Origin of the sequence: Acinetobacter sp. ANC 4470, assembly GCF_002135335.1 — a bacterium.
Taxonomy (GTDB): Bacteria; Pseudomonadota; Gammaproteobacteria; order Pseudomonadales; family Moraxellaceae; genus Acinetobacter.
In genome coordinates, this window is record NZ_NEGC01000004.1 from 185,224 (window position 1) to 197,516 (window position 12,293).

General features: G+C 38.8%; 14 protein-coding genes. 10 read left to right on the plus strand and 4 right to left on the minus strand.

What is annotated here, in order from left to right; translation table 11 throughout:
* The first annotated feature begins 184 nt into the window (after positions 1 to 184).
* The 9 genes from cyoA to dnaB all read left to right on the plus strand — a co-directional run bounded on the left by cyoA (position 185) and on the right by dnaB (position 8,325).
* Entirely contained in the window at positions 185 to 1,246 is a 1,062-nt protein-coding gene (cyoA, locus tag B9T25_RS07800) for a ubiquinol oxidase subunit II (RefSeq protein WP_086187882.1), read from the plus strand.
* A 3-nt stretch (positions 1,247 to 1,249) separates the two neighbouring features.
* Entirely contained in the window at positions 1,250 to 3,238 is a 1,989-nt protein-coding gene (gene cyoB, locus B9T25_RS07805) for a cytochrome o ubiquinol oxidase subunit I (protein WP_086187883.1), read from the plus strand.
* A 4-nt stretch (positions 3,239 to 3,242) separates the two neighbouring features.
* The gene (gene cyoC, locus B9T25_RS07810) at positions 3,243 to 3,860 is read left to right on the plus strand and encodes a cytochrome o ubiquinol oxidase subunit III (protein ID WP_086187884.1); all 618 of its coding nucleotides are present in this window, start codon (positions 3,243 to 3,245) and stop codon (positions 3,858 to 3,860) included.
* Positions 3,860 to 4,186: a cytochrome o ubiquinol oxidase subunit IV gene (locus B9T25_RS07815; RefSeq protein WP_086187885.1), complete on the plus strand. Its 327-nt coding sequence runs from the start codon at positions 3,860 to 3,862 to the stop codon at positions 4,184 to 4,186. The genes cyoC and B9T25_RS07815 overlap by 1 nt, the downstream gene beginning before the upstream one ends.
* Positions 4,187 to 4,196: 10 nt before the next feature.
* Positions 4,197 to 5,075 (plus strand): heme o synthase, encoded by an 879-nt coding sequence (gene cyoE / locus B9T25_RS07820; RefSeq protein WP_086187886.1) that lies wholly within the window; start codon positions 4,197 to 4,199, stop codon positions 5,073 to 5,075.
* A gap of 470 nt (positions 5,076 to 5,545) precedes the next feature.
* On the plus strand, positions 5,546 to 5,932 hold the full coding sequence (gene rpsF, locus B9T25_RS07825) for a 30S ribosomal protein S6 (protein ID WP_004648827.1): 387 nt from the start codon (positions 5,546 to 5,548) through the stop codon (positions 5,930 to 5,932).
* Positions 5,933 to 5,943: 11 nt separating this feature from the next.
* Positions 5,944 to 6,171, plus strand: coding sequence for a 30S ribosomal protein S18 (rpsR, locus tag B9T25_RS07830; protein ID WP_004648825.1), 228 nt, complete (start codon positions 5,944 to 5,946; stop codon positions 6,169 to 6,171).
* Between the two features lie 9 nt (positions 6,172 to 6,180).
* A complete protein-coding gene (gene rplI / locus B9T25_RS07835) occupies positions 6,181 to 6,627 on the plus strand; it encodes a 50S ribosomal protein L9 (RefSeq protein WP_004648824.1) in 447 nt (148 codons plus the stop codon).
* Positions 6,628 to 6,879: 252 nt separating this feature from the next.
* Positions 6,880 to 8,325: a replicative DNA helicase gene (gene dnaB / locus B9T25_RS07840; RefSeq protein WP_086187887.1), complete on the plus strand. Its 1,446-nt coding sequence runs from the start codon at positions 6,880 to 6,882 to the stop codon at positions 8,323 to 8,325.
* Between the two features lie 84 nt (positions 8,326 to 8,409).
* Here dnaB and B9T25_RS07845 read toward each other — a convergent pair whose 3' ends face one another.
* On the minus strand, positions 8,410 to 8,595 hold the full coding sequence (locus B9T25_RS07845; RefSeq protein WP_086188017.1) for a DUF4259 domain-containing protein: 186 nt from the start codon (positions 8,593 to 8,595) through the stop codon (positions 8,410 to 8,412).
* Positions 8,596 to 8,917: 322 nt separating this feature from the next.
* Between B9T25_RS07845 and alr the strand changes: the two genes are divergently transcribed.
* A complete protein-coding gene (gene alr, locus B9T25_RS07850) occupies positions 8,918 to 9,985 on the plus strand; it encodes an alanine racemase (protein WP_086187888.1) in 1,068 nt (355 codons plus the stop codon).
* A 134-nt stretch (positions 9,986 to 10,119) separates the two neighbouring features.
* On the opposite strand, the gene B9T25_RS07855 is transcribed toward alr, so the two are convergent.
* Genes B9T25_RS07855 through B9T25_RS07865 form a run of 3 tightly spaced genes read right to left on the minus strand, consistent with a single transcriptional unit; the run spans position 10,120 to position 12,259 of the window.
* The gene (locus B9T25_RS07855) at positions 10,120 to 10,854 is read right to left on the minus strand and encodes a proteasome-type protease (RefSeq protein ID WP_086187889.1); all 735 of its coding nucleotides are present in this window, start codon (positions 10,852 to 10,854) and stop codon (positions 10,120 to 10,122) included.
* Positions 10,855 to 10,880: 26 nt separating this feature from the next.
* On the minus strand, positions 10,881 to 11,660 hold the full coding sequence (locus B9T25_RS07860) for a transglutaminase family protein (protein ID WP_086187890.1): 780 nt from the start codon (positions 11,658 to 11,660) through the stop codon (positions 10,881 to 10,883).
* The gene (locus B9T25_RS07865) at positions 11,657 to 12,259 is read right to left on the minus strand and encodes an alpha-E domain-containing protein (RefSeq protein WP_086187891.1); all 603 of its coding nucleotides are present in this window, start codon (positions 12,257 to 12,259) and stop codon (positions 11,657 to 11,659) included. The genes B9T25_RS07860 and B9T25_RS07865 overlap by 4 nt, the downstream gene beginning before the upstream one ends.
* Positions 12,260 to 12,293: the final 34 nt, after the last annotated feature.

The window sequence follows — 12,293 nt, forward strand, 5'->3', positions numbered from 1 at the left end:
TTTACATATAGCTTAGTTCAACAATATGAGGCATAATGCCCTACAACGTAGCGGTGTCTCATGATTGGGAAGGATCTTCTATGCTTAGAATTTCTAAGTAAAAATAGACCTTCCCAATCATGCGACACTTTAATCGCTATCCCATATTAAATTATGGAATGGGACTCTTCACCGAGGTTGTAAAATGAGACAAACGATTTTAGCTGTATTGTCTTTATCTGCGATGGCTGCACTCTTAACTGGGTGTGGCGGTGATATGGTACTTCTAAACTCAAAAGGTCCAGTAGCACAAGGTCAATCAGATCTTATGATGACTGCGATCTATTTAATGCTTCTAGTGGTGATTCCATCAGCACTTATGGCAGTTTGGTTTGGCTGGAAATATCGCGCGTCGAATAAAGATGCAGACTATAAACCTACTTGGGCACACTCTACCGCTATTGAAATTATAGTTTGGGGTGTTCCAGTCATTATTATTGGTATTCTAGCGTGGTTAACTTGGTGGGGTTCCCACAAGTATGACCCATACCGTCCGCTCGAATCAGATAAAGCTCCTTTAAATGTTCAAGTTATTGCTGAACAATTCAAATGGGTCTTTATTTACCCAGAACAAGACATTGCGACTGTTAACGAATTCCGCTTCCCAGAACAAACTCCGGTAAGTTTACGTATAACATCTAACTTCACAATGAACTCGTTCTTTATTCCTGCATTGTCTGGTCAAATCTATGCAATGGCAGGTATGCAAACTCATTTGAACATGTTGGCAGACACGACTGGCGTATTCCGCGGTTTCTCTTCTAACTATTCAGGTTATGGCTTCTCACAAATGCGCTTTAAAGCTCATTCTGTAACAGAAGCACAGTTTGCCAATTGGGTAGCAGCAGTTAAAGCAGGTAATGGTACTTCAGTTAATCCTGAAGCAGTTCAAAAAGGTATTTTAGACCAAACTGAATTTGCAACCTTACGTGATGGTAACCGTGGTAAGCACCAAATCGAAGCATTAGTAGCAAAAGCGACGACTCCAGAAGAAAAGGCTGCTGCTGAAGCAATGAAGCCTTATCCAACTAAGCCACACCCAGTGACTTACTATTCTTCAGTTGAGCCTAAATTGTTCGAATCCGTGATTAACAGATACATGAGCAACTACCATGGTGCTGATCACTCAGCAACTGTAGGTCATGAAGCTGCGGCTTCTGAAGCTCATGCGAATGTTGAGCATGCGACTGCTTCTGTAGAGGAATAAGACATGAGCTTTTTAGGTAAGTTAGGACCAGATGCAATTCCATACGATCCAATCGTATTGGCAACTGTTGCAATGATGGTCCTAGGTGGCCTTGCTGTTTTTGCAGGGATCACCTACTTTAAAAAATGGAACTACTTGTGGACTGAATGGTTCACATCTGTAGACCATAAAAAGATTGGTATCATGTATATCTTGGTATCTGTAGTCATGTTACTTCGTGGCTTTGCAGATGCGATCATGATGCGTCTTCAACAATTCCTCGCACGAGGCGGTGGTGAAGGTTATTTACACCCTGAACATTACGATCAGATCTTTACTGCCCATGGCGTAATTATGATCTTCTTCGTAGCGATGGGTCTTGTTGTTGGCCTAATGAACATCTCTGTACCTTTACAGATTGGTGCTCGTGACGTTGCCTTCCCATTATTAAACTCTTTAAGCTTCTGGTTATTTTCCGGCGCTGCGGGTCTCATGATGGCTTCTCTTGCACTTGGTGAATTCGCTGCAACTGGTTGGATGGCTTATCCTCCACTGTCAGGCATTGAATATTCTCCGGGCGTAGGTGTGGACTACTACATTTGGGCACTTCAAGTTTCAGGCTTAGGTACGCTTTTAACGGGTGTTAACTTCTTTGTTACCATCATTAAAATGCGTGCACCTGGCATGACACTTATGGATATGCCGATCTTTACCTGGACTTCACTTTGTACGTCTGTATTGATCATCGCATCTTTCCCTGTGTTAACTGCAACACTTGCAATGTTAACCCTTGACCGTTACTTCGACTTTCACTTCTTTACAAATGACTTGGGTGGTAGCCCAATGTTGTATGTAAACTTGATTTGGACTTGGGGTCACCCAGAAGTGTACATCTTAGTATTACCAGCATTTGGTATTTACTCTGAAGTTGTATCCACTTTCTCTCGCAAAGCATTATTTGGTTATAAATCAATGGTGTATGCGACTATCGCGATCACAGTACTTGCGTTCGTGGTATGGGTTCACCACTTCTTTACAATGGGTTCAGGTGCCAACGTTAACGCATTCTTTGGTATCATGACCATGGTCATTGCGATTCCTACTGGTGTGAAAATCTTCTCTTGGTTATTCACCATGTATAAGGGTCGTATTACCTTTACCACGCCAATGCTATGGACACTTGGTTTCCTTGTGACTTTTGGTATCGGTGGTTTAACCGGTGTATTAATGGCAGTTCCACCAGCGGACTTCTTAGTACATAACTCATTGTTCCTCATCGCTCACTTCCATAACGTAATTATTGGTGGTGTAGTGTTTGGTATGTTCGCAGGTATCATTTTCTACTGGCCAAAAATGTTTGGTTGGAAACTCAATGAAGCTTGGGGTAAAGCATCTTTCTGGTTCTGGTTCTTTGGTTTCTATTTTGCATTCATGCCACTTTATATCCTTGGTTTCATGGGTATGACGCGTCGTCTGAATACATATGACAATCCAGAATGGGATCCATACATCGCTATCGCTCTCTTTGGTGCTATCCTTATCGCGATTGGTATTGCATGCTTCTTAATGCAAATCATTGTTGGTTTCTTACAACGCAATGACAATCTCGATTTAACTGGCGATCCATGGGATGCTCGCACATTAGAATGGGCTACTTCTTCACCTGCTCCGTTCTATAACTTTGCTCATGTACCACAAGCTGACGGTATCGATCGCTTCTGGACTGACAAAGAAAACGGTGTTGCATACGCGCGTCCTACGTCGTATGAAGATGTACACATGCCAACTAATCGTGCCGCTGGCTTCGTTATTGCAATGTTCATTACTGCTATGGGCTTTGCTTTAATCTGGCATATCTGGTGGTTAGCTGCTGTTGGATTCATTGGTGCTATCGTTTCGTTTATCGTAAGTTCATTCACTAAAGAAGTGGATTACTATGTGCCTGCTGCTGAAGTAGAACGCATTGAAAACGAACGCTATGCGATTCTTGAAAAACACTTGAAGAAGGACTAAGACAATGGCTGAAGTACTTCATCACGACAACCATGGACACGATGATCATCATCACGATGATACCGACATCACCGTCTTTGGTTTCTGGACTTACTTGATGAGTGACTTGATCCTATTCGGGACACTCTTCATTGCGTTCGCTGTATTAAGCAGTCACATTCCAATGGGTACTCCAAGTGCAAAAGAGCTTTTTGGTGATTCTTTAGGTTTCGTTTTAACGGAAACTTTCGCTCTCCTCATCTCTTCTGTAACATTCGGTTTTGCCGTACTTGCTGCATACAAAAAAAATGTAAATCAAGTTTTAACTTGGTTAATCATTACATGGTTATTTGGTGCTGCCTTTATTGGTATGGAACTTTATGAGTTCAATCACTTAGTTCATGCTGGTCATGGTCCAAGCACAAGTGCCTTCTTATCTGCGTTCTTTACGCTAGTAGGTACGCACGGTATTCACGTAACTTCGGGTTTGGTATGGATGATCATTTTGATGATTCAAATCAAGAAGAATGGTTTAACTCTTCCAAACACTCGTCGTCTTGCTTGCCTAAGCTTGTTCTGGCACTTCCTTGACATCGTTTGGATCTGTGTATTCAGCGTTGTTTATTTGATGGGAGTTCTCTAATGAGTCACGATCACAACTCTGCTGGTGCATCGCATGGTAACGTGAAGCAATATACTGTCGGTTTCATTTTGTCAGTTGTTCTTACGCTCATTCCTTTTGGAATGGTCATGAGCGGTGGCTTTGGACGTGGTATTTTGGTTACTGTAATTGCTATTACTGCAGTTGCTCAGGTACTGGTTCAGTTAGTGTTCTTCTTACACATGAACTCATCATCTGAACAGCGCTGGAACGTAATTGCATTTATTTATACAATTCTAACTATTGCGGTACTTTTAGTTGGTTCTGTATGGATCATGAACTACCTTCACTACAACATGATGATCTAAACTGATTGTCATGCTGAAAAAGTATATATTCCTGACTAAACCAGGAATTCTCTTTGGTAACTTCGTTACCACTTTGGGTGGCTATTTTTTAGCCGCCCAAGGTTCTGTAGATTTCCTTTTATTGCTTATTACCCTCCTTGGTACAACTTTAGTTGTTGCCTCTGGTTGTGTGGTCAATAACGTTATTGACCAAGACATCGACCACAAAATGCAGCGCACACAAAACCGTGCTCTAGTTCAAAAAACCATCTCTCCTCCTATTGCTCTAGCTTATGCTTTTGTATTGGGTGTGATTGGTTTTAGCATTTTATGGTTCTGGGTAAATGCGTACGCTTTTTTATTTGCAGTGATTGGTTTTGTGGTCTATGTGGTCTTTTATAGCCTCTGGACAAAACGCACAACAATTCACCAAACTGTTATTGGAAGTATTTCTGGTGCAAGCCCACCAGTGATTGGATATACCGCCGTTAGTAATGAATTTGACTTAGCTGCCCTACTGATTTTTATTGGTTATGCACTTTGGCAAATGCCACATTCGTGGGCAATTGCAGTATATCGTTTTGATGACTACAAAAATGCAGGTGTTCCGATTCTTCCTGTAGCACGTTCTATTTTACGTACTAAAATTGAATCACTGATTTATGTTGTTTTATTTACCATTGTAATGAATGCTTTATTTGTGTTCGGTTATACCAATTGGTTATACCTTATTGTCTTAAATGCGCTTTGCATTTATTGGTTTTATATTGGTGTACTTGGTTTTAAAACTGAAAATGACCAACTATGGGCAAAACGTTTTTTCCTATTTTCAGTCATTCTCATTACGATTGTAAGTTTGTGCTTTAGCTTTACCTCTACAGCACCCACAACACAAATCGTGTTTTTTTAAAAAAGATAGAGTTTTACTCTATCTTTTTTTATTCTCTTATTTTTGTTTTATTTGACTGAGTTATTGCAATTGTTAACATCGTGTTAGTAATAAATTATTTAATATGATATTTAAACTACATCTATTCTAAAAATTTTTAGTTGTATTATTTTCCTTATGTAATAACCAAATTAAATCCTAACAAATCAAATAGTTATCATTGTTTTATTGGATGAATTCATAGTGAACAACTCTTATCAACTTCTCTTAGACCATACTTACAAATCAAATCCAAATTGCAAAAGCCATGTTGTTTTTTTATTGCGTTCCAAAGCACGTATATAAATCTAGTATTTCAGAAAGCTGCTCTTGTAATTTAAGCCTAAAACCACTAAAATCACGCTTCGCATTTTTATGCGGCACAACTTTTAGTTGTGACTCCTTGCCCCTGAATTTTATTTAGCGGCTGTATAAACCGTAAGGAGCTGACAATGCGTCACTACGAAATCGTACTATTGGTACATCCAGACCAAAGCGATCAAGTTGTGGGTATGGTAGAACGTTACCTAACTCACATCAAAGAAGCTGAAGGTCAAATTCACCGTTTAGAAGATTGGGGCCGCCGTCAATTGGCTTACCCAATTAACAAAATTCATAAAGCTCACTACATTTTAATGAATGTTGAATGTGGTCAAACTACGCTTAATGAATTAGAAGAATTGTTCCGTTATAACGATGCAATCCTTCGTAATGTTATTATTCGTCGTGAACACGCAATCACTGAAGAGTCATTGCTTGCTAAAAGTGCTGAAGAAAAACGTGCGCGTAAAGCACAACGTGAAGAAGCACAACAATCTCAAGATTCTGCTGAAGCATAAGGAGAACATAAATGGCACGTTTTTACCGTCGTCGCAAGTTCTGCCGCTTTACAGCTGAGAAAGTTGCTTACATCGACTACAAAGATATCGATACTTTAAAACAGTACATCACTGAAAACGGCAAAATTGTTCCAAGCCGTATTACAGGTACTAAAGCTCGTTACCAACGTCAATTAGCGCTTGCTATTAAACAAGCTCGCTACTTGTCTTTGATCCCTTACACTGACAATCATAAGTGAGGTTGAGCTGTGGATATTATCTTACTACAACGCATTAAAAACCTTGGTAAATTAGGCGATAAAGTTTCAGTTAAAGCTGGTTACGGCCGCAACTACCTTATCCCTCAAGGTCAAGCAGTAGCAGCGACTGAGTCGAATACTGCTGCTTTTGAAGCTCGTCGTGCAGAACTTGAGAAAGCTGAAGCTGATGTTTTAGCTGCTGCTCAAGCACGTGCTGACCAATTAGACGAAGTTAACATCGTAATCACTGCTAAAGCTGGTGACGAAGGTAAACTATTCGGTTCTATCGGTACTCGTGACATCGCTGACGCGTTGACAAATGCTGGTCTTGAAGTTGACCGTGCAGAAGTTCGTTTACCGAACGGTGCACTTCGTCACACTGGCGAATTCAACATCGCAATTCAATTGCACCATGATGTTGTTGCTGAAGTTCTCGTTACTATCGTATCTGAGTAATTTTCTGCAAGAAAAAGAGCATGCTTTTGCATGCTCTTTTTTTATCTCTGAAAATAGTCAAAATAGCTTATATGGCTTTGACAACAAGCAGTTAGCACAACTTATTTTGACTGTTTTTAGATGAATGAAATTTTCGATTCGCATTTTTTTTAAGAGCGCGTATCATTTGTTTATACGAAAACATTTGAAATCTCATTCTTCGTTGAAATTTTCCAAATTACTCATTTATTGCATCTAAAATCAGGGTTTTATATGTCACAGGCGAATGCCAATGCTGCGCTTAACTCATCTAAAGTAGATAATAAAACGAATGAGCCTAGCCAATTAAAAGAGTTTCGTACGCCACCGCATAACTTAGCGATTGAGCAAGCTGTACTTGCTGCGCTAATGACTGTGGCCGAATCTTTTGAGCAAGTTGGTGACGTACTCAGTGAAAATGATTTTTATGCGACACGGCATAAATATATTTTTCGTGCGATTGAAAAATTAACCCAAGAGAACTCACCTTATGATGCCGTTTTAGTCAATGACTGGCTCATCAAACAAAACCTACTAGATGCTGTAGGTGGTGAAGAATATTTGATGCAACTGATGGCAGATTCCCCTTCTAGTTTTTATAACTTAGAAACCTATGCCAATAAAATTAAAGAATTTTCAACCTTGCGCAGCATGATTAAAGTCAGCTCTGAAATTTTACAAAATGCCTATGACACCAAAGGTCGTAGTGTGAGTGAAATTTTAGATCTCGCCGAAACTAATATTTTCTCGATTGCTGAACAACATAATAATAATGCGAAAGCTCAAGGGCCAAAACCCATCAATGCTGTCGTTGCCGATGTTTTTGACAAGCTAAATGAACTTTCACAAATGGAAGGCAGCATTACAGGTTTAACTTCAGGTTTTATGGAACTTGATAATAAAACATCTGGCATGCAGTCAGGTGATTTGATTATTGTTGCTGCGCGTCCATCTATGGGTAAAACCACGTTCGCGATGAACTTAGTGGAAAGTGTTTTATTTAACTGTAACTTACCTGCTCTAGTTTTTTCCATGGAGATGCCTGCGGATTCAATCGCTATGCGTTTAATTTCAGCTTACGGTAAGGTTCATCAAGGACACTTACGTTCTGGTAAATTAGATGGTGATGAATGGTCTAAAGTGACTGGCACCATTTTGCAATTACAGGAAAAAAACCTATATATTGATGATTCTTCAGCATTACCACCAACAGAGTTACGGGCGCGGGCGCGTCGTATTGCCAAAATGCATGGTGGTAAAATTGGCTGTATTATGGTCGATTACTTACAATTGATGAAAGTCCCTGGCATGGGTGATAACCGTGTCGGTGAGATCTCAGAAATTTCACGAAGCTTAAAAGCACTAGCCAAAGAAATGATGTGTCCTGTGATTGCACTTTCACAGCTTAACCGCGCACTGGAAAACCGACCAAATAAACGTCCCGTGATGTCCGATCTTCGTGAATCAGGTGCGATCGAGCAGGATGCCGATTTAATTATGTTTATTTACCGTGATGAAGTTTATAACAAAGAGTCCAAAGAGGCTGGTACAGCGGAAATTATTATCGGTAAACAACGTAACGGTCCAATTGGTACTGTTCGTCTGGCTTTTGAGGGGCAATACACGCGTTTTAGTAATTTGTCACCTGAGTTTTATTCTCAATATAATGATGACGAGTAGTCTTTGCATTCTACAAAAATAAAAAATGGACATTTATCTGTCCATTTTTTATAACCCTTTTAAATTAAGTATAGATAAAAACATCTAAAGCTTAGATTGTAAAAGTTCTTTTAATTGCTCAATATTTGCTGCCCATTCGGTATATTCACCTAAATCTTGCCAAAGTTCATCTAACTCTGAGTCTTTTGTAGTCAATAAATCCAACGCCTGAAGTGCTCTTGGAATAAGAAGGTTATTCGGTTTAATCATCAGTTTTGTTAACATTGACATTTGTTGTTCAAAAAATATCGTGTCCGTAAAACCCCCTTGCCAAAGCAAATTTACGACTCATTAGACTAAAATGAAATGCTGAAAAATTGTCGCCCCCCAAAATTATATGTAAAGTCTTAGTTTGATCTAAATTAACTTTTAATAAAATTGTTTAAATTTATGTCCATTTCCAACTGATAAGACTACAATAATTCAATATTTTCATGATAAATATTTTATCAATCCCACTGAAATTCTTCATTTAAATCTCTCAAAAATTCGTTCAACGTCTGGGTATTACCCTCTCGTAATGTAATATTTGTAATCCCAAGGAGTAACTAGGGTGCGCCAAGCAACAATTTATATTGACAGAGCAGCACTGCAATATAATTTAAACCGTGTTAAACAACTTGCACCAACCGCTCAAATTGTAAGTATGGTTAAAGCCAATGCTTACGGACATGGGGTCAAAGACTGTTTAGCAGCCTTAAGTGAAACGGATGCTTTTGGTGTCGCCTGCCTTGAAGAAGCACTCGATATTCGAGAGCTCGGCTATCAACAACCCATTACGCTCATTGAGGGTGTTTTCTCTGAAGATGAAATGCAGGTTGTGGTTGACAATAATATTGAGTGTATCGTACATCATCATCAACAATTAGATTGGCTGCGGGAACATAAAGATGCTTACATTGCTAAAAACTTAAAAGTTTGGGTCAAACTCAATAGTGGTATGAACCGCTTAGGTTTTAAAGTACCTGAAATTATTGAAGTTATTAATGCACTTAAAGCAGAAGGTTTTACCTGTGTTCTTGCAATGCACTTTGCTAATGCAGATGCTGAAAACCACCCTTTAAATGAACAACAAAAAAATCAATTTTTACATGTTAAAGAAGCTTGTGCCCCAATTATGGCTTCGTGCTGTAACTCAGCCGCAATTTTCAAATGGCCTGAATTGAATTTTGATTTTGTTCGCCCCGGTATTATGCTGTATGGTGCCTCTCCATTTTCCAATAAAACGGCTAATGATTTAGATCTTCAACCCGTCATGACGTTCACCGCAGCAATTATTGCATTGAATACCATTCAAGCAGGTGAATCTGTAGGTTATGGTTCGCACTTTGTTGCAACAGAAGAAATGCAGCTTGCCATTGTTTCAATTGGCTATGGCGATGGCTATCCACGTGTATTTCAAAAACAAAACTATGTTTCCATTCAAGGTCAAACTATACCAGTCGTTGGTCGTGTCGCTATGGATATGATTGCAATTGATGTCACTGGGTTAAATGTACCCTTAGGTACAGAAGTTGAACTTTGGGGTAAAGACTGCTTGGTCGATGATGTTGCATGCGCCAATGGCACCATTGGCTATGAACTCTTGTGCCGCTTAAGTGCTCGCCCAATTAGAAAGTAAAAGTTGAAGTTAAAAAAACCCAAGTTTAACTTGGGTTTTTTATTAAGCTCAGTCGCTAAGCATTCATTGCAGTACAATACACAAAAAGTTTAAACAAGCATCTAAGTTCAATTTTTACCGTATATAGCAAAATATTATTCTAAATAATCGTTGGCTGGGATTGGCAATTTTTGTAAACCACGGCGTAAAGTATCTGACCATTGCTTACTCAGATGCCTAAAATATGGATCGTCTTCATAGATACGTTTGCCATTTGGAATATGCAATGAGTCTTTTTTATAAACAATGGTATCTAATGGCATTCCAACTGAGACATTAGAACGTAAAGTAGAATCAAAAGAAATTAAACAACACCGTACTGCCTCATCTAAAGGCATTTCATAAACCAAAGCTCGATCTAATATGGGTTTGCCATATTTACTTTCTCCAATTTGAAAATACGGTGTATCTTCAGTTGCATTAATAAAATTCCCCTGAGAATAAATATTATAAAGTTGCATATCTGCACCTTTAATTTGCCCACCAAGCAGTAGATTACCAGAATAACTACTATGCTCGTCAGTATCTTCCGTGATATCTAAAATCACTTTTCTCAATGTTTGACCAACCAATTCCGCAACTTCAAACATCGTATTAACACTATATAAATTAGGCTCTTGCTTGAGTTCTAACTGAATGTTTAGATGACTAATGACGGCTTGAGTTGTTGCTAAATTACCAGATGCTTGTATGCTGATAAATCGCTCGCCTTCTACACCAAAAATATAGAGTTTACGAAATACAGAAATATGGTCTACTCCTGCATTCGTACGCGTATCACTCACAAAAATCAATCCATCTTTCAAACGTAGCGCACAACAATAAGTCATGAATAGCTCCTATGACCTTCAAATTTTCAACAAGCGAGCACTTGAACAATAGAATTCATAGACTCAATACCACCGCGCTCTCTTATACCTCGAACAGGTGCAACATCCCAATAATCACGACCTATTGCCACATAAATATGTGAATTTAGAGAAAATAATTGATTGCTTGTATCAAAACAATACCACGTATTTTCAAAAAAAACTTCTGCCCAAGCATGACTTGCAAGGTGAGATGTATTGGGTACAAATAAATACCCTGAGACATAACGTGCGGGTAAACCCAAATACTTACACATAGCAATAAAGACATGACTATGATCTTGACATACACCCTTTCGGTGTTGGAAGGCATCAATAGCAGATGTTTGCACTGAGGTCTGATCGGGTACGTAAGGAATATGCTGTAACACTGCTGCAGATAAAGTAATTAAATGTTCTCGTGTTAAATATGGCACGTGATGCTTTGCGAAATCTTTCATTTCAGCATTACACAAAGTACTTGCTGTAGGTTGCAAAAATAAATTCGGATTAATTGGTGTATCAATCCCAAATTGGGTATAAGGATCCATCTCGATGATACCCTGCGCCATAATCGTCATTTGCTGATAAGGCTGTCGCTGCGAGCTGGTAATCCAAATATTATTAAACGCATCCGCTTTAATTTTTTTCTGACCCGGCACACTCACATCCCAACAATGAACCTGCTGATGGGCATTGCTCATCGGGGTCATTTTAATATATTGAATGCTGTTACATGCCTGATCGCTATAAGTATAGTGAGTTTGGTGGTTAATCATCAACTTCATACATCCACCTCAAATAAATTTTGAATATGATCACTAAATTGATAAAAACTCATACTATCTGGGGCTAATTTGAGTTGCTGCCATGCATGCTCCAGTCCATCCCAGCCAATCTGACGCAAAAAACAGACTATTTGATCAATATTTTCAAGTGTGTTCATCTGATTTTGTTTCAAACGAATTTGTCGATCTAACTGTTCTATATTTTGTCCTAAACTAAAAAATAAAAAAACATCTTCAGGTTCTGCTTCTACAACCTCATGACATTCTCCAGCAACATCACAGATATACGCTGCATTTTCATTGGCATTTTTAATGAGCTGATGCAGTTCAGCATAAGCTTTTGCGGAAAGTATCCCACGTAAATCTTGTACATTATCTTTTGCACATTGGAATTGTTGGCAAAAAGATGACGGTTGCTCTGAATCAAGTAATAACGTATTTAGTGAGCTAGCATCAAAAGCGGGCAAGCAAAAAGCATGTGCATATTCCAATGCATCTTGGTTATCATGAAATGGAAATTGACTACATAAATATTGAATTCGGGTTAAATATCGACCCAACCAAAAAATATGCTGAGCATTGCTATTTAATAAAATCATAATTTCATCCCCATAGTTAAGTGTTTACGAACGA

Coding starts and splice junctions, on each gene's coding strand:
- cyoA (WP_086187882.1), top strand. CDS start 185: ATGAGACAAACGATTTTAGCTGTATTGTCTTTATCTGCGATGGCTGCA.
- cyoB (WP_086187883.1), top strand. CDS start 1,250: ATGAGCTTTTTAGGTAAGTTAGGACCAGATGCAATTCCATACGATCCA.
- cyoC (WP_086187884.1), top strand. CDS start 3,243: ATGGCTGAAGTACTTCATCACGACAACCATGGACACGATGATCATCAT.
- B9T25_RS07815 (WP_086187885.1), top strand. CDS start 3,860: ATGAGTCACGATCACAACTCTGCTGGTGCATCGCATGGTAACGTGAAG.
- cyoE (WP_086187886.1), top strand. CDS start 4,197: ATGCTGAAAAAGTATATATTCCTGACTAAACCAGGAATTCTCTTTGGT.
- rpsF (WP_004648827.1), top strand. CDS start 5,546: ATGCGTCACTACGAAATCGTACTATTGGTACATCCAGACCAAAGCGAT.
- rpsR (WP_004648825.1), top strand. CDS start 5,944: ATGGCACGTTTTTACCGTCGTCGCAAGTTCTGCCGCTTTACAGCTGAG.
- dnaB (WP_086187887.1), top strand. CDS start 6,880: ATGTCACAGGCGAATGCCAATGCTGCGCTTAACTCATCTAAAGTAGAT.
- B9T25_RS07845 (WP_086188017.1), bottom strand. CDS start 8,595: ATGTCAATGTTAACAAAACTGATGATTAAACCGAATAACCTTCTTATT.
- B9T25_RS07855 (WP_086187889.1), bottom strand. CDS start 10,854: ATGACTTATTGTTGTGCGCTACGTTTGAAAGATGGATTGATTTTTGTG.
- B9T25_RS07860 (WP_086187890.1), bottom strand. CDS start 11,660: ATGAAGTTGATGATTAACCACCAAACTCACTATACTTATAGCGATCAG.
- B9T25_RS07865 (WP_086187891.1), bottom strand. CDS start 12,259: ATGATTTTATTAAATAGCAATGCTCAGCATATTTTTTGGTTGGGTCGA.